General features: G+C 36.3%; 12 protein-coding genes. 8 read left to right on the top strand and 4 right to left on the bottom strand.

Going from position 1 to position 17,990, the window contains the following annotated elements; translation table 11 throughout:
- The first annotated feature begins 23 nt into the window (after positions 1-23).
- The 8 genes from J4O15_RS04410 (at position 24) to J4O15_RS04375 (ending at position 13,202) form a co-directional block, all read left to right on the top strand.
- Complete coding sequence (locus J4O15_RS04410) at positions 24-4,883, top strand: DUF6531 domain-containing protein (protein ID WP_208099850.1); 4,860 nt, start codon at positions 24-26, stop codon at positions 4,881-4,883.
- A 17-nt stretch (positions 4,884-4,900) separates the two neighbouring features.
- On the top strand, positions 4,901-9,802 hold the full coding sequence (locus J4O15_RS04405) for an FtsK/SpoIIIE domain-containing protein (RefSeq protein WP_208099849.1): 4,902 nt from the start codon (positions 4,901-4,903) through the stop codon (positions 9,800-9,802).
- Positions 9,799-10,047 (top strand): EsaB/YukD family protein, encoded by a 249-nt coding sequence (locus tag J4O15_RS04400; RefSeq protein ID WP_008755022.1) that lies wholly within the window; start codon positions 9,799-9,801, stop codon positions 10,045-10,047. The genes J4O15_RS04405 and J4O15_RS04400 overlap by 4 nt, the downstream gene beginning before the upstream one ends.
- Positions 10,048-10,055: 8 nt before the next feature.
- Complete coding sequence (locus J4O15_RS04395) at positions 10,056-10,358, top strand: hypothetical protein (RefSeq protein ID WP_208099848.1); 303 nt, start codon at positions 10,056-10,058, stop codon at positions 10,356-10,358.
- 9 nt (positions 10,359-10,367) lie between these two features.
- On the top strand, positions 10,368-10,679 hold the full coding sequence (locus J4O15_RS04390) for a WXG100 family type VII secretion target (RefSeq protein WP_208099847.1): 312 nt from the start codon (positions 10,368-10,370) through the stop codon (positions 10,677-10,679).
- Positions 10,680-10,812: 133 nt separating this feature from the next.
- The gene (locus J4O15_RS04385; RefSeq protein WP_208099846.1) at positions 10,813-11,106 is read left to right on the top strand and encodes a hypothetical protein; all 294 of its coding nucleotides are present in this window, start codon (positions 10,813-10,815) and stop codon (positions 11,104-11,106) included.
- Between the two features lie 99 nt (positions 11,107-11,205).
- Positions 11,206-11,883: a response regulator transcription factor gene (locus tag J4O15_RS04380; RefSeq protein ID WP_208099845.1), complete on the top strand. Its 678-nt coding sequence runs from the start codon at positions 11,206-11,208 to the stop codon at positions 11,881-11,883.
- Positions 11,880-13,202, top strand: coding sequence for a sensor histidine kinase (locus J4O15_RS04375; RefSeq protein WP_208099844.1), 1,323 nt, complete (start codon positions 11,880-11,882; stop codon positions 13,200-13,202). Before J4O15_RS04380 ends, J4O15_RS04375 begins: the two co-directional genes overlap by 4 nt.
- Positions 13,203-13,242: 40 nt before the next feature.
- On the opposite strand, the gene J4O15_RS04370 is transcribed toward J4O15_RS04375, so the two are convergent.
- From J4O15_RS04370 to J4O15_RS04355, 4 genes are read right to left on the bottom strand one after another with little or no spacing between them, the layout of a single operon-like run.
- Positions 13,243-13,626 carry a hypothetical protein gene (locus tag J4O15_RS04370; protein ID WP_208099843.1) on the bottom strand — a complete coding sequence of 128 codons (384 nt, stop codon included), beginning with the start codon at positions 13,624-13,626 and terminating at the stop codon, positions 13,243-13,245.
- Entirely contained in the window at positions 13,626-14,657 is a 1,032-nt protein-coding gene (locus J4O15_RS04365) for a phosphodiester glycosidase family protein (protein WP_208099842.1), read from the bottom strand. Before J4O15_RS04365 ends, J4O15_RS04370 begins: the two co-directional genes overlap by 1 nt.
- Before the next feature lie 27 nt (positions 14,658-14,684).
- Complete coding sequence (locus tag J4O15_RS04360) at positions 14,685-15,749, bottom strand: bifunctional glycosyltransferase family 2/GtrA family protein (RefSeq protein ID WP_208099841.1); 1,065 nt, start codon at positions 15,747-15,749, stop codon at positions 14,685-14,687.
- Complete coding sequence (locus J4O15_RS04355) at positions 15,746-17,731, bottom strand: carbohydrate-binding domain-containing protein (RefSeq protein WP_208099840.1); 1,986 nt, start codon at positions 17,729-17,731, stop codon at positions 15,746-15,748. The genes J4O15_RS04360 and J4O15_RS04355 overlap by 4 nt, the downstream gene beginning before the upstream one ends.
- Between the last annotated feature and the right edge of the window lie 259 nt (positions 17,732-17,990).

Below are 17,990 nucleotides of genomic sequence, written 5' to 3'. Positions count from 1 at the left end.
GATGTAATAAAACGGAGCAATCAATGAATGATATTTTTATGAATTTTGCATCTATTTTAAGTCTTTCCGGAAAAACAGGGGGGATTCAAAGCAGTATTGCAGGATGCAGTCAGGAGTTAAGAAATATTGCCCTTGGTCTGGAATTGGGCAATGGTGGAGAAAGCATTAAAGAAGCTTTAGGCGTTTTATCAAATCAATGTGATGAAGAGTCTCAAAAGGTTTCACGCATGGGAAGCACCTTACATCAGGCGGCACAAATCATGCGAAGCGCCGAGGACAGAGTGATTCAAAATAATTTTATTACCGTTTCTCAAAATGCCATAAAAAGCAGGTATAAAAATGCCCTCAAAGAAACGGCTGTACTTGGGATCGCCGGTGTGGGTATAAAATCCGGAACAGGCTATGGAGGTGATCCCGTCAGTATGTTTTCCGGCAACTTTTTATGGCAGATCACCCCTTTTAAAACTTATGCCGGAGAAACTTTTGAACTGACGATCTACTATGATACGGCATATAAAGGTGATACCGGGCTTGGCAGAGGATTCAGACATAATTTTATGAGCTGTATTAAACCTATGGGTGATTGTATATTCGGTACTTTTGATGCAGACGGTGGCAGTAATATTTTTTTAGAAGGTGAGGATCATATATTCTACCCTCAAAATCCTACCGTAAAAAGATTGTATAGAGAGGATAACGGATTTAGATACTATGATCCCGAACTTTTACATTCTTTAAAATATGATAAAGACGGACGTTTAAGAGCTGAATATATTAAAGAAAAAGAGATCAAGCGACTTATTTATGACGGGGAACATTTGATTAAAGTAGAGTCATTAAACGGATATTTCTTTGATTTTACCTATGAAGATAATCATCTTGTGAAAATCACGGATAATATCGGTCGTTATATTAACTTTAAATACATGAACGATCTTTTGATCGAAATAGAAATTTATTTGGAACCGGATTCCTTATTCCGTCATTTATATGATAATAGAAAATATTGTTTTTATTATGATGACAGGCATTATCTGATAAAGATTACAGATCCCGATGGGAAGATGCTTTTTGAAAACATCTATGATGAAATAGGACGTGTAGTACATCAATATATGGGAGAAGGACGTTTTTTTACCTTTACCTATAATGGGAATAAGACTCTAAATTGTGATGAAACCGGTTTTACTACAGAGTATATCCATGATGAGAACGGTAATCTCCTTTTAATGAAGAATCCTTTATTAAAATATGAAGCGGAGTATGATAAATATAATCGAATTAAAAAAAAGACTGTAAATGAAACAGATACCATGCAGTATCATTATAACGCATTCGGGCAGCTTAGTGCCGTTATTAAGGGTGGATTTTTCCATGAATTTTTCTATGATGAGAACCATAAACCAAGTGAATATACATTTAACGGTAAAAGCTATTTAAAAATTCACTATGATTTGGCAGGCAATGTAATCAGTATGGATTATCCGAGTGAAAAACCGCATCAGTTTTTCTATGATGAAGAAAACCGCTTGACAGGATATGAGTCCCATGGAGAGAGCTGCCGCCTTTGCTATAATGAGAAGGGATTTATTGTAAGGCTGGATGCTCCCGAGGAGCTTTCAGAGGAATACAGCTATGACGGTCTTGGCAGAATCACCAATATAAAAATAGAAAACGAAAGAGAAATTAATATAAGATATGCCTTTGACGATCTTATAGGAGGGATGTGGGATAATCTAAATACAAATATTAATTGCAAATATTCTCTTACAGGTAAAATGCTCTCCTATAAAGCCGGAGAGAAAAAAACCACTTATGTGTATGACAATTTTGGAAATATAACAGAGCTTCATCTTCCCGGTGAAGATGTATATATTATGGAATATAATGCATGTGGGAATCTTTTAAACCGCTACAGAGGAGATTTCTTAGTGGAAAGCCTAAGCTATGATGAAAATCAAAGGGTGGTAAATATAACAGACGGCTTGGGATATGAGGAGTACTATGATTGGAATATATGGAATCAGCCCATAAGTATAAAAAACAGTAACGGCTTAAATATCCGAATAGACTATGATGAAAATCATTTAATTAAAGCAATTTCAATGAATGATTTTCATCTTGGCTATCAATATGACAGCAATTGCAGATTGGCATCTGTTTTTGATGATGAAGGAAGGTATATTATATATGATTATGATATGGCCGACAGGGTGGTTCAGGTAAATACATTCCAATCCCGTATGGAAATCAGTTATGATGATTTTTCAAATATTACCCTGATTTCTCCGGCGGATTTCGGATACGTTTTGCAAAATAAATATGATGAATACAATCGTCTTATAGAAAGTAAAACTCTCGGTAAACCACTTTATCAGCTTTCATACAATGCATCGGATGTAAGCGGACTTAAGATTGGAGGAAGAACTACCTCTCTTAAATATGACCTCACCGGACATATGATGACTCTTTCCAATCAATCAGAAAAAGAAACTGTGCAAAAATTTGATCAATATAATCGCTTACTGTCTGTAGGTACTAAAGATTTACCGGATATTATAAGCTATGGATATGATATTTCAGGACATATTAAATGGTTGCGTGATGAAAAAATAACTGTTTTATTTTCCTATGACAGCTTAAAAAACTTATCGGGAATATACTATCTTATATCCGGTGAATACAGTGATGAAGAATTAAATCTTAGTGACGGTGAATGGGCAGCGACAAAAAGTGACTCCTACTGTCTTATAGATATTGATTATGACAAGAGGCTTATCTCATTAAACGACAGTTCGGGAAATAGTGAGATTTTTGAAATAGGCTCATCCGGAAACTTAAAAAAGATTCATTACGCAGGTGGTGACAGTAAGGAAATTATATATGATTCCCTTTTACGGATTACCAAAATTTCTGAAAAAGGTAGCCATAATGAAGAAAGCAGCTTTGTATATAATCAGGAAAGAATAGTGGAGGCGACTAATTCCAATAGAAATGTAAGATTTGACTATGACCTTGGAGGAAGGGTCATAGGTATACATTATCCTGACGGAAGTATAGCCGGTTATGAGTGGAATCAGGCAAATCTTTGCACCGCTATTCTTTATCCTGACGGAAATCGTGTGGAATACAGCTATGACAGTTTTGGCAATCTGACAAAAGTAAATCTTTTAGATGATATATTGTATTATAGCTATGATGAAAAGTATAGGCTTGTTAAAAAGCAATCAAACAGCTTCATTCAAAACCTTATCTACCATGAAAACGGAAAGTTAAAAACTTTATCCGTTCAAGATAATGCAGGGGTTTTACTGGAAATTCAATATAACTACGATAAATGCTATAACAGGCTTATTGAAAAAACGATTTTTGAAAGAGACAGGGAAATACTCTCCTATGATTATGCCTATGACAAAAGGGGACTTTTAGCTAAAACTTGGAAAAACGGCGAGCTTTTTGGTGAATATACCTATGATTCTTTCGGAAATATAGTCTATTCCAAAGAATCTAAAGAAGAAGCCCGGTATACCTATAATGCACAAAATCAGCTTTTACAAAAAGATTTTATGGGACAGATATATTCCTATGAATACAATGCAAGAGGGGATTTGATTTGTGAGCGACTTGACGGCAAAATTTTATCTACTTATCAGTACAATGGGCTTGGTCAGCTATTATATGCTGTAAATGAAAAAGGCAGTGTAAAATACGGTTATGATGCTTTGGGAAATCGCATTGAGGTGGAATTTACCTACAAGAACCTAAAAAAAGAAAAAGAAATCTACTATCCCGGCTATCTGACAGAAAACGGTCTGCCGCTTTGTAAAAGAAGTATAGAAAAAAATATAAGTCAAAACTTTTATTTTGACCAAAGCCCTATGGCGGAGAACTTGGATGGTAAACTGATTTGGACTATATGTGATGATGACCAAAATCCGATTCTTCGTCTAAAAGATGAAAATAACTATGAGATATCGGACTATTCTCCTTTCGGAGTTTGCAAAAAATATCAAAGAGGAGAAAGTTTTCAATTATTTTCTACAGAATATGGCTTTAACTCCCATATTTATGATGATTTTTTGAATCGTCATATCACTTACAACAGAGTATATGATCCTAAAAACGGCAGATTTCATTCAAAAGATATCTGCATAGGTGACTTTAAAGATCCTCTAAGCTTTAATCGATATATTTATAAAAGCAAGAATTTTAAAAATATTTTTACAAACATTAATTTGGCAAACGATTTGGCAAAGGATTTTGCAGTTGCAAAAAGTTTTATAATTTCAAATATAGCTATAGAGGCGGTATCAAAAAATCCTTTAAATATTTTAAGTACATTAATTTATAATAAGCCATCAAAAGAAGCTGTTACAGCCTGTCTGAATCCTCTGTGTGGCGGATTGGAAGATATTTTACAAAAAAACATTAAATTCAGTGCAGGATTAGGTAATAGCAACTTTAATTGTAACGAAGATATAAGACCTTTCTTTTCTAAGGAAAGTGCTTTGTTTTTAGGCGGATGTATACCGGCATATGCTTTCGGTAAGTCGGGAGAAAATATTTATAAAGGCTTTTATAGTTTGACTAAATCAAGTTCATTGCCTGATATACAAAAGAAAATCAGAAAAAGCTTTTACTCTCCTGCCGGCAAGCTGCTTCCTGCCCTTATAGCAATGAGCAATAAACAAATGCTTTTATGTACACTGAATCAAAATGTAAGTAAAGAAATGTTTTTCGGTTTGGCAAATAAAAACAATGACAATGGTATACAAACAATTATTAAAGGGTTTAAAAAACCTGCTGTCCCTACAAACAACTTTACAATCGGTGCTGTAAGGCTTAGAGCAGGTATTGGAGCCTGTACAAATAATCCCGTTTAAGTTTGAGGAGGTATGACGTGATTAGAACATTAACTTTTTTTACAAATAACGGATTTCAGGAGGTGACACTTCCCGCCATCAATAATGAGGATTATCTTTTAGTGATGGAAAGCAAAAAGCGACCTGAATTAAGGGGAATAAAACTTCGTTTTGAGGTGATTCGTGATATATGGTATTTGCTTGAAGTAGCAGGTGCAGAAATGGAAAATCCCGCTTCTAAGACTCTTTTTTCTGGAGATATAATAAATATCATTAAAGATGGCGAAGAGATAGCAATACTGTTTCAAGAATCCGCAGAGGCATTCAGAGATATGTCAAAACTTGTACTTTCCGACAGAAAAATAGTCAGCATAGGCAGGGATAAAAGTTGTGATATTGTATTGGATTATAAAAATATGGTGTCATCCCGTCACGCTGTTTTACAGTTTTATGACGGCAGTTGGCATATTAAAGATGCCGGTACCAACGGAACATTTGTAAATGATAAAAAAATCACTGAGGAACAAAGGCTGCACCGAGGTGATGTAATAGCTATCATCGGAATCCGTATGATGTTTCTTGGCAAATACCTTGCTATTGATACAGGGAATAAAAACTACACTGTACAGCTAAACGGAATGAAGGTTCTTCATGAGAGACATTTTCAGAGTAAAGCCAAAGAGCTTTTCCCATATGAAAAAAAGCTGTTTCATCGCTCTCCAAGACAGCTGTTTCCTATGAAGAAAAAAATCTTTGATATTGAAAATCCGCCTGAAAAAGAGGCTGAAAACAGTGCTTCACTGCTTTTAAGAATAGGTCCGTCAATGACTATGATGTTACCTATGATGGCAGGTACCATGGTTGCCTCCAATCAAAATGCCGGAATCGGACATGCAGGTCTGGCAATGGCTGTCGCTTCTGCCGGATTAGGTGTAATATGGGGTGTTGCCAATTATAAAAAGGCAGGTAAAGACAGAGAGGAAAAAGAAAAGAAAAGAATTTCCTCTTATACCGACTACCTCACAAAACAGGGAAAAGAAATTGATGAGGATTATAAGCAACGTTGTGCCGCCTTGGAAAGAATCTATACTCCTGCCGATTTATATGCAAAAAATTTTGTTGAGGACAATCTTTGGACCAGAAATCCGGCACATGATGATTTTATGTATTATCGCATAGGTACAGGCTCTCTTCCTTCTCCGGCAGAGATAAATGTAACCAAACCGGGATTTCGTGTAGAAAAAGATCCCTGGCAGGACTGGGGAGAATCCATAAAAAAGTCCTTTGAAGAATTGAAAGAAGTCCCTATAGGAATTAATTTAAAAGACTACAATCTTATAGGTGTGGTAAGTGAAAAGAAATCTTTGTCTCATGACATTATAAGACTTTTATCTGCACAGATTGCATATAATAACTGTTATACCGACGTTAAAATTGCGGCGGTTTTTAATAAAGACAGTGAAGAGGAAGCTTCTTCTTTGGAGACTTTAAAATGGCTTCCGCACTGTCTGTCTTTTGACAAAAGAATAAGATATATGGCAGGTGACAGAGAAGAAGCCAGAGAGGTGTTCTTTGAACTTACTCAAGCCTTGCGTGACAGATTTAATGCAGAGGATAAAAATGAGCAAAATCATTCACCGCATTATATATTATTCTTGACAAAACAGGAATATCTGGAGGGAGAAGTAATAAAAAGCTATATTGAAAGTGAAAAAAATATAGGATTACATACTGTAATTATAGCGGAATCTGTAACCGATCTGCCTAATTGCGTAGATTTTGTAATTCAAAATGATGATGAATTTTGCGGCTTTTATTCACTTTTGGCAGATTATGAGGACAGAATTAAGATATCACCTGACTATATTTCCACCACACAGCTTGATAGCATCACCAGAAAAATTGCCCCTTATAAGGTAAAGGAAAACAATGTAAGTGCAGGGCTGCCTTCAGGTATTGATTTTGTAAAAATGTATGGGGTTCACTCATTAAACGATTTGGGAGTTAAAAATCGATGGATTAAAAACCGTCCGTATGAATCTATGGCGGCATTGATAGGTATAAAAGACGGAGGAAAACCCTGTTTTTTAGATATACATGAAAAATACCACGGACCGCACGGACTTGTAGCAGGCACTACAGGATCCGGAAAAAGTGAGACTCTTCAGACATATCTGCTGTCATTGGCTATTAATTTCAGCCCTGATGATGTAGTATATTTCATCATAGATTATAAGGGCGGCGGTATGGCAAATTTATTTGAAGGACTGCCTCATATGGTAGGTGCCATTTCCAATCTCTCCGGTAATCAGGTGCAGAGAGCTCTGATGTCTATAAAAAGTGAAAACAGAAGACGCCAGCGATTACTCAATGAGGCGGGAGTCAACAATATCAACAGCTATACAAAACTGTATAAAGAAGGCAGCATATCAGAGCCTATGCCACATCTTTTGATTATAGTGGACGAGTTTGCAGAGTTGAAAAGAGAAGAACCTGATTTTATGAAGCAGCTTATCAGTGTTGCACAGGTGGGGCGTTCTCTTGGGGTACATTTGATCTTATCCACACAAAAGCCTACAGGTACCGTGGATGAAAATATCTGGAGCAATTCCAAGTTCAGATTATGTTTACGTGTACAGGATGTACAGGATTCAAAGGATATGTTAAAAAAGCCTGATGCCGCCTATTTGACAAATCCCGGCAGATGCTATTTGCAGGTGGGACAGGATGAGGTCTATGAACTTTTTCAGTCCGGCTACAGCGGAGCAATCTATAAGGAAGAAGAACAGATTAGGCAAATTGCCGGAATGCTGAATTTAAACGGTCGTATATCACTGGTGGGAAATGCCAATCAAAGAAAAATTGCCGCGCAAAAAAAGCGTCTATGGTCTTTAAAAATTTTAGAGCTGATGAAAGAATATCAAAATACACATCAGGATTTTTACCTGCATTCCCAAAAAGAGATTTTAGATGAACTTATAAAAGTCTTTAAAATAGAGGGAATATCCTTTGAAAAAAATGAGAGAAATGAAAATAAAATTTATGATCTTTTTATGTTTTTGTCAGAGCATGCTAAAAATTCCAATGATGAAGTTCTTTCACTGTATATGGAAAAGCTTAAAACAGCAGGTGAGGAGTTCCCGCAAGAACAGCAAAAGTTACAGCTTGATGCAGTAATCTCACATCTTCATGAGATTTTTTTACAAAACAACTATAAATCTCCAAAACCGTTGTGGATGACTCCTTTAAAGGAAAGAATAGAATGGCATGGATTAAAGCCCGATCAAAAAGATGTTATTATAGAACATAGAGTATCGCCTGTATCGGTGGGACTTGTGGATCATCCAAGAAATCAGGAACAGTTTGTTTTTGAATATGATTTTGAATCCATGGGAAATACCTTAATTTTAGGCCTTCCCGGCAGCGGTAAAAGTACCTTTTTACAGACTTTATTATATGCTCTTTTCATAAAGCATACTCCGGCTCAGATTCAGGTATATGGAGTGGATTACAGTAGCCGCATTACAGCCTGCTTTGAAATCTTCCCACATTGTGGTGGAATTGTATTTGAAAATGAGGAAGAGAAGCTTGAAAGGCTCTTCCACCTGTTGGAGAAGATTTTAGATGACAGAAAAAAGCTGATACGTGGTCAAAGCTTTTTTGAATATAATAAAATGTCGGAAAACAAACTGCCTTTAGTTTTATTTTATATCGACCAATACAGTAATTTCAGAAATCAGGTAAAGGATGAGATGGAAGAATTTTTGGTGAAACTTAGCAGGGAAGGTATTGCATACGGTATATACCTGATTTTTACCACAGCCTCTTTACATTCCGCAGATATTTCCTTTAAACTTGCCAAAAACTTCTCAAAAGTTTATCCGCTTGAAATGAAGGAAAAATTTGATTATACGGAAGCGCTTAATCTGATGAGAATTGATAGCTTACCTGAGCAGGGAATAAAGGGACGAGGGCTGATGAGAATGGACGATTTTGCTTTGGAATTTCAAGTTGCCATAGTTGAAGAGAACCTTTCAGATTATGACAGAGCGGTAAAAATAAAAACGCTTGGCAGGGATATAAACGCCTTGTGGAAAGGAATCCGTCCAACCATCATTCCATCTATTCCCAAAAACGCTACCTTTGAAATTTTTATGGAAGACGGTAATGTGCAAAACTGCTTAAAAGATCCCTCTCTCCTGCCCTTTGCCTATAATCTGAAGGATGCCCTGCCGCATAGTATATCCCTGATACGAAGCCTCGGATATCTGATTTCCGGTAAGTCCATGACCGGAAAAACCAATGCATTACAAATGATATACCGTATGGCGGCAAATAAGGGGAATGTATACTATATTGATTTGACAGGAAATATGCTTCATTTGCCCGAATATGAAAATGCCTGTATCATAAGAGATTTAGACGGCATGTATCAGATGTGTGAAAGTCTGATTCCAATACTAAAGGATAGAAACAAAAAAAAGAAAGCTTTGGAGGAAGAAGATTATACCGCAGAAGAAATTTTTGCAAATATGGCAGATGAGACTCCTATTTTTATCCTTATTGACGGATTGACAGAGTTTTTGGAAAAACTTCAGTCCGCCACAGACCGATATGCAAATATACGACCTTTGCTTGAAAACTTTGCTGATAAGGGAAGACTGCATAAACTCTACTTTATTATGACCTTAAACAGCGATCAGAGTTCACAGGTTTTGGGGTATCGTTTTATAAATCTGTTGACTAAACAGATAGAGGGTATTCATTTGGGTGGAAACTGCATATCTCAGAGGATTTTAAATTTTGATAAACTAAGCTACAGACAGCAAAACAAGGCTCTAAAGCCCGGATATGCCTTTGTAAGCACTTTGGATGAAGACGGTGCAACAGAGATATATGTACCGATGTCAAAAGCCGGTAAAAAAGGAGGAAATCAGTGATTATCGTGGATATAAATGTTTTTATATTGGATAAACTCTATGACTTTGAATTAAATGAGGACGCTAAAGTGCGTGAGGTTATAGAGGAAATTGTACATATGGTGGAACAGAAGGAAAGAACCTCATTTACGGGAAATATTGCAGATATGGTACTTGTAGATAATTTTAGAAGAGATATTTTAGATCCTGATTACACATTGGCCGAGCAGGGAATAGACTCCGGCTGGAATCTCAGTCTGGTATAGGAGGTGCTATGGGGCAATATGTAAGAGTGGACGTACAAATTTTAAAAAGCGATTTAAATGAGTTTCAAGAATCAATTTATGAATTAAAAAAAGCATTTGAAGAAACAGGTTTAAATGTAGAAAGCCTAAAGAGTCAATGGACGGGTGAGGCGGCAGATCGGTTTATAGGCTGTTTTTTAAAAGAAACCATGGTTTATGAGGAATTGATAAAAGAATTGGAACTTATGCAGGAAAGATTTGTAATGTCTCATAAAGAGTACTGCAAAGCTAAAGATGATTTACTTAACTTAGTGGATAACTTTAGGGTATAGGAGGTCAAAATGAACGAATTACAGGTTAACACCGAAAGTCTGTATCAGGAGGCCGAAAAAACGGTTGAAAGTATCAGAAAATTAAAACAGATATTGGAGCGACAGAGAAATATTATCAATAAAATGGGCGGATACTGGAACGGTGAAGGTTATGAAGCCGCTACAAAAAACTATATGGAACTTTCAGATAAATTCTCACAGCTTTTAAATCAGCTGGAGGATACTCCGTCCACACTCTTTGATATTGCAAAGGCTTATGAAAATATGGAAAGAGCAAATCAGGATACTCTTTCAAAGCTTCCCGACTCTATTTTAGATTGATTTTCCTAATTATATTTACCCGGGACTGTAGCTTTAAGATATTTTTATACAGTCCCTTTATATCTTAACTGAACTATAAATTTTATACAGCTCAGGGCAAAAATACCGTCAGTAAACTTTTAAGGAGGATACCATGTTTGATAATCAGGAAGCATACCGCAAACAACAGATAAATATTCAGTACAGGGATGCAATGAGAAGGGCCGACAGGTTGGATGAACTGGCTAACAGACTTTCAAGAAGAGCGGCTGTTGAAATAGAAAACCTGTCAAATGATATCAGCAAACAATGGGAGGGAGATGAGGCGGTATTATTTTTAAAAAAAGCAGCCATTATAGAATCCGATATCTCAAAAACAGTAAAAAACATCAGAGAATGTGCTTCCACTATCAGAAGGATTGCAAAACAAAGCCTTCTAATTGAATAAAAGCTGATTATATGAGAAAATATGGTAATAATTTTATGTTTAATATAAATGCCTTAAACATAAAATTATCTCTATCTCAAAGATAATCATGGAGAGGTTATGAATATTTTAGTAGTTGAGGATGAGGTATTGCTCGCCTCCTCCCTTAAAGAAATTTTTGAAGAATGTGGATATAGTACAATATGTGCATATGACGGTATGGAAGGACTGGAACTTGCCAGGTCTTCTCATTTTGACATTCTGGTACTTGATTTAATGTTGCCAAAATTAAACGGCTTTCAGGTAGCAAGGACTCTAAGAAAAGAAAAAAACGGTCTTCCGATACTGATGCTTACCGCAAAGTCGGATATACTTGATAGGGTAGAGGGGCTGGATTCCGGTGCCGACTATTATCTTACAAAACCTTTTGACAGAAGAGAACTCTTAGCCTGTGTCAATGCATTGCTTCGCAGGCAGGGAAAGGAAGTCAATCAGATAAGCTATGGAAATACAACACTTGATATAGATTCCGGAGAACTCATATCAGGAGAAAACTCTATCAGGCTTTCTTCCAAGGAATTTCAGATGATGAGACTGCTTTTAAAAGAGGGTAAGAATAATATTTCCAAAAATCTTTTTTTAGAAAAAATATGGGGATATGACAGTGATGCCACAGAAAATAATGTAGAGGTTTATATCGGATTTTTAAGAAAAAAATTAAAAATACTGTCCTCGGATATCTCCATAATTGCCAGCAGAGGTTTGGGATATCATTTAGAAATAAGGGGTGAGAAATGATTGAAAAATTACAAAGAAAGCTTACATTGCTTTTATCCTCTGTCAGTATTTTTTTGCTTTTATTTTTGCTTATATTTCCATTCCTCTTCAACAGATACAACTTATACAGCAGTCTTAGAACATCACTTTCCGCTGCTATCAGTTCACCCATGCATGTTGATAATACATCCGGTTCCTATCCCGTTTTTATGATGCTTATAAACTCTGATGGTGAAATATTAGACATTAAAGGTCCTGATTTTTTCTTAGATGATGATTTGAAATCAGAACTTATATCTGATGCATTATCTAAAATAACTGACAATGACAAGCTTTATTCTTCAATAAATAAAGGTAAGCTTGCCTATCTTTGTAAAAAGGATACACCACCTGACAGCTTTGAGGATGAAGCGAAACATTCAAATGATACAGATAATCGTTTCAATAAAGCCGACATCAGTAATGACTTTGCTAATTCCGGTTTTAAGAATAAGCCTCTGTATCGTATTGCCGTTACCGACTTTAGCAATGAGATAAAGAGCTTACAAAGACTCTCTGTTTTACTTACAGCCCTTTTCTTTATACTTTCATCCGTCATTATACTTTTTTCAAGGTATTTTGTGAAAAAGAGTATTCGTCCGGTCAGTGATGCTATTATCTCACAACGCCGGTTTATATCAGATGCCTCACATGAGCTGAAGACTCCACTAACTGTTATTATCAGTAATATTGACAATCTTAAGAAGCTGATGTCAAAAGAGTCTTTCAATACTTCAAGTATTACTCTGTTTAAGAAAAATATAAACGGTATTGATGAAATGAGTATCAGAATGAAGCATTTAACCGAGGACTTACTTAATCTTAGCAGGTTGGAAAACTGGCAGGACAGAAAAGAACAAATGAATCAAATTGCTTTATCGGATATAGCTACCAAGGAATGTCTGTATTTTGAACCTTTATTTTTTGAAAACTCCAAAAGCCTTGAATATACCATAGAGGATGATATTTTCATCCTTGGAGATGCAGGTAAAATAAAAGACCTTATTTCCATTCTATTGGAAAATGCTTTAAAATATTCCATCTCTCACACTTTTCTTACCGTTAATAAGAAAAAAAACAATATCCTTTTAGCAGTGGAAAATGATGTGGAAAACGAGTTTTCAAAGGAAGATACCGTGAATATATTTGAAAGATTTTTCAGACTGGACTCATCACATTCAGGCACAGGCTATGGTCTGGGACTACCTATAGCAAAGGAGATTGTGCTTATGCATAAGGGGGAAATAAAGGTATCAAGTAAGGATAAAAAGGTATGTTTTTTAATTAGTTTTCATATATAAAAAGTGCCTACACCCATTCCCCGATGTCGGCACTTCTTTACTAAGAATTTAGTTCACAATCTTTATTTACTTTTCCCTTTCCTGTTGCCATGATAAAGGCTGCCAATATACAAAAGGCAATACCGGTTATCAAATAAAAAATCTCAAATGTTGTGCTTGTTCCATAGATTTCCAATATTCCCTTATATAAAGATCCTGCTGTAAGTGTTGCTGTTCCACACTTCCATGGTAATGAGGCATTGTCTGAAATTTCCTTTTTAAAAATTAGTTTGTTTAAAAGGTTTGGAATAAAAAGCCCTGCAAAAGGTATTAAAAATGCAAATATCATATAGTTTGAGTAAACACCATGTGAAAAGTACTCATATATCTGTCCGAAGATAAATACAAATACTGAAATACCAAGATAAATGCCCGTTTTTTTCATCAGTTTGTACCTCCTATATATACTATATCACTAACCGACCTTTCCTGATTTGAATGTCCATTTGTGGTAGGATTGTTTATAATCTCCCCCTTAAACACCATGGTGGAAGAACCTCCACCGTCCAGATTGTAGGCATCCGCTACACCAAGCTCTTTCATAAAACTTGCAAGCTCATAAAGGCTTAGTCCGGCACTCTCACTTGTTCTTCCGTCAGATACCACGAATACATAATGATTGTTTCCAAGATAACCGATAGCAGTTCTTGGGTTGCTTGCCATCGCCATTCCCACCTCATCATTTTCGCCTACCGAAATCTCTCCGTCTTCAAGTAAAACCGGTCCGAATGAAAGTACCTGATATGCTCCGTTTTGCAAAAGCTCTTCTGCACTTGTTTCACCTTCCGAAACAAACTCAAATTCTCCGTTTTGCTTTATAACCAAGGCATCTCTGTCTCCCGAAGTATTGCGATATAAATTTCCGTTTCTTATAACATATCCGCTCTGTCTGGCTCCATAGTAATCTCCATTAATAGCTAAAACCGCATTATTATCCTCAGCCATATTGGAGGTTGTATCTGTGATATTTCTGCCATAGGTATTATTTGCCAATGCTGTTTTCAAAGCCGAAGCATCACTGACTGTTACATCCGCTACATATATATTGCTGTCATAAGCTCTATACTGCTTTAATGTAATACTTGTATTGCTGTCGGAATACTCTCCTATAACTGTTCCTCCATCAACTGTTTGTACATCAGTCAATATATTTGAGGCATTTGTATTTGCAGTACTTCCTGATGTGGCATCAGTATTATTTGCAACCTTTTCTGTACTGCTATTTGTTGTATTCAACTTTTCCTCTATTGCCGCCTCCACACTTTCCTTTATACCGGTTCCGGCTACTACATTTGAAGCCATTACACTTTGCATAGGATGCGGTATAATAAATGTATCTAAAAGTGCATAGGTACTGAATGAAAATAGAAGTACACCATATAACACTCCCAAACCTTTCTTATTTAACTTTTTCATATATTTACTCCATTCTACTATTTATTTTTAAGAAGCTATATAACCATTTTCCGCTACAGTCTTTTTTGAAAAAACCAGATTTTTTTGTACTAAATATGACAGGGTAAATAAAATCACTTCTGTAAGTATCTTTGCAATATAGGCATTTATCTGTAATGTTTCCACGATTCCTCTAAGAATCAATGTGTTCATTATGAATATAAATAATGCAAGTCCAAGGTATGAAATATATTCCTTGGTAATACCTTTCTCATCATTCTTTTTATTCTTAAAGACAAATTTTTTATTTATATAAAAGTTAAAATGTAAAGATATAATCCGTGCTATAGCATTTGAAAGTACTATACTTCCTGAAAATAAAAAGCATATCGTGTAAACTAAAAAATCTATACAAAAGGATAGAATAGAACTTGTACAAAACTTGATTATCTGACTGTATATCCTTACTGAATCCTTTATAGTATCAAAATGACTTTCCTCATTGTCATTGATATATATTGTTTCAATAGTATATTCCCTCATCTTTATATCTTTCTTTGCAAATTCGAGCAGCATATTCATTTCATACTCATATCTCTCCCCCTTTATCTTAAGCAGTTTGGGTATTAGACTTTTATGAAATGCTCTCATTCCTGTTTGTGTATCTTCTATATTCACTCCTGTGGAAAAATAGAATACTTTTTTTGTAATATAATTGCCTATTCTTGATCTGATGGGAGAATCTTTTGATTGTTCCCTTGATCCAAGTATTAAGCTGTCTTCATTTTCCATAGATTTATCAAGTAAATACAGTGCATCCTTTAATGAATGCTGTCCGTCGGCATCCAATGTGATTACCACAAAATCGTCCTCTATTTCATTCAGATAGGAAAGCCCTTCCTTTAATGCCGCTCCCTTTCCCTGATTTATATAAAAATGAATGACCTTGGCTCTGCTGTTCTTTTCTAATTGGGAAAAGAGGGGAAGATATTCTTCCCCTGAACCATCATTCACCACTACTAACTCTATCCCTCTTTTTTCTATGGATTGCACAAAATATATCAAATTTTCATTTGGCTTATATGCCGGTATTAGGGCAAATCTTCTCTTCATTGTGACTCCTTTCCGGATTTATCTCCTGTCTTTTGATTACTTTTTTGCTTATTCTTTTTCTTCTTAGAATCGGATTGATTGTCACTGTTACTACTGTTTTCATCCTGTGGCTGTTGACCTATTTGCTGTTTATTTCCATCCTGTGGTGGAGTCGGTGGACGATTTTGATCTATATTTCCCCGACCATTCATCTGTGGAGGTTGCCCCATATCTCCACCTTGACCTCTTCCACCTCCATTTCCATTTATCTCCGGTGGCTGTCCCTGCGGTGGTTGCCCCATTCCTCCTTGACCTCTTCCGCCTCCATTTCTATTCATCTCCGGCGGTTGCCCCTGCGGTGGTTGCCCCATTCCTCCTTGACCTCTTCCACTGCCATTTCCATTCATCTCCGGCGGTTGCCCAAAGTTTCCACCCTGTGGAGGTTGACCGAAGCTATCTCCCTGCGAGTTGCCTCCTCTTCCTCCCTGTGGCGGCTGACCAAAGTTTCCTCCCTGTGAGTTGCCTCCTCTTCCTCCCTGTGGCGGCTGACCGTAGTTTCCTCCCTGCGAGTTGCCTCCTCTTCCTCCCTGTGGGGATTGTCCGAATCCTCCTCCCTGCGAGTTGCCTGCAGTAACGGAACTCTCACTATTTCCTACACTTACCTTATAAGTTTTTCCGCTCTCAAGATCCGCACTGCTGTATAAAACCGCATTATAGCTCTGAGTCTGATCGGATGAAGTGAAAACTTCCTTTCCCGATTCATCGCTTATCTTTATAGTTTCTCCACCATTAACATTATTATTCAGATAATAAATAATACTTGGCTGGCTTGAATTATTATTAAATCCTTGGAACATACCTGAATTTCCCGTTGCAAGTATACTTCCGCCTGTGATGGTGGCAGTTCCGTCATAGTCAATGGATGCATTTCCTCCGTTTGACGGACCGTCTACCAAAATATTTCCTCCTGAAACATTCAAATCTCCATTGGAGTCTATGCCGTCACCACCCGGAATAATCTTTATATTTCCTCCTGAAATATTTACAGAATAGTTTTGCTGTGAACCGTCCTGTGAATCTCCTGCCGCATTTACACCGTCATCAGTGGAATTTACCAAAATATCTCCACCTTCGATATTTACGGTTATGCCTTCAAGACCTTCATTGGAAGCTGTTATATTTATTTTTCCGTCTTTAACGGTCAATGTATTGTCTGCATGCAGAGCGTCATCACCTGCATTTATATTTATTTCTCCATTTTCAAATATTACATCACCCTTTGAATGAAGGGCATCCTCAACAGTTGTAATCTCAAATTTACCGCCCTTTACAACAAGAGTTTTCTTTCCGTTAAGTCCATGATGTGAGGCTGTAATACTGTAATTGCCACCTTCTACATTAAGATTTGATTTACTATGTATAGCATCCTCATATCCGCCCTCCACCACAAGCGTTCCGCTTCCTGAAATATTTATATCGGCTTCACTGTATAAAGCTGCATCATATGCTTTGGAATCATTGGAGCTGTTCTCTGTCTGAGTATTCGCAGCTCTGGTATCACTTATTTTATTATCACTGCCATCAGCCATATTAATATTCAAATTTCCGGTCTTTCCCACAATAGGAGCATCCTTAGAATTTGATATGGCAAAATTATCAAGATTTAAGTTTACCTCTCCATCTGCATTTACGACTATTTGCCCTTCATCCAACTTACCGCTGAGACGATAATTACCTGCCTTATTTATAGTAATAATATTGCCTTCACTGCTTGCACCTTCACCTGTTATAGTAATATTATTATTCTCAACATTTATAGCTGTCTGTGTGCTATGCACTTTTTGAGTTTTATTATTGTCCACATTTGCACTTACAGTTGCCGCACTTGCATTCTGTGATGCATTGCATGCACCGAGCCCAAGCATAAGCCCTATTCCCATTAAAGAGAATGCTATATTTTTATTTATTGTCTTTCTGTTTTTATCCTTTATCTTCCTTTTCATAAGTACCTCTTTTTTTACTTCATTTTTGAAAGGATGTTTTGTTTTCCCTTCCATGCACTAAGGATACCCGAGTAAGCTGAAATGAAGCTGAAAAAAACTCTCTTATTTGTGAAGATAATGTGAAAAAATTTCTACTGCATTTATTTATGGATTATCTAACCGGATTAATAATAAGAAAACAGACTGTCTTTATGATAATAGTTGATATATTTAAGAATAAATAATGGAATCACAGATAAATATTTATTATACTATAGAT

Origin of the sequence: Lachnoanaerobaculum sp. Marseille-Q4761, from assembly GCF_017565785.1 — a bacterium.
Lineage (GTDB): Bacteria > Bacillota > Clostridia > Lachnospirales > Lachnospiraceae > Lachnoanaerobaculum.
Note: the sequence above shows the minus strand (reverse complement) of the source record. Positions and strands in the feature narration are given on the sequence as shown.

What these genes read in the sequence shown, in the direction of transcription:
- J4O15_RS04410 (WP_208099850.1), top strand. Translation starts at nt 24, where the DNA reads ATGAATGATATTTTTATGAATTTTGCATCTATTTTAAGTCTTTCCGGA.
- J4O15_RS04395 (WP_208099848.1), top strand. Translation starts at nt 10,056, where the DNA reads ATGGGGCAATATGTAAGAGTGGACGTACAAATTTTAAAAAGCGATTTA.
- J4O15_RS04390 (WP_208099847.1), top strand. Translation starts at nt 10,368, where the DNA reads ATGAACGAATTACAGGTTAACACCGAAAGTCTGTATCAGGAGGCCGAA.
- J4O15_RS04385 (WP_208099846.1), top strand. Translation starts at nt 10,813, where the DNA reads ATGTTTGATAATCAGGAAGCATACCGCAAACAACAGATAAATATTCAG.
- J4O15_RS04380 (WP_208099845.1), top strand. Translation starts at nt 11,206, where the DNA reads ATGAATATTTTAGTAGTTGAGGATGAGGTATTGCTCGCCTCCTCCCTT.
- J4O15_RS04375 (WP_208099844.1), top strand. Translation starts at nt 11,880, where the DNA reads ATGATTGAAAAATTACAAAGAAAGCTTACATTGCTTTTATCCTCTGTC.
- J4O15_RS04370 (WP_208099843.1), bottom strand. Translation starts at nt 13,626, where the DNA reads ATGAAAAAAACGGGCATTTATCTTGGTATTTCAGTATTTGTATTTATC.
- J4O15_RS04365 (WP_208099842.1), bottom strand. Translation starts at nt 14,657, where the DNA reads ATGAAAAAGTTAAATAAGAAAGGTTTGGGAGTGTTATATGGTGTACTT.
- J4O15_RS04360 (WP_208099841.1), bottom strand. Translation starts at nt 15,749, where the DNA reads ATGAAGAGAAGATTTGCCCTAATACCGGCATATAAGCCAAATGAAAAT.
- J4O15_RS04355 (WP_208099840.1), bottom strand. Translation starts at nt 17,731, where the DNA reads ATGAAAAGGAAGATAAAGGATAAAAACAGAAAGACAATAAATAAAAAT.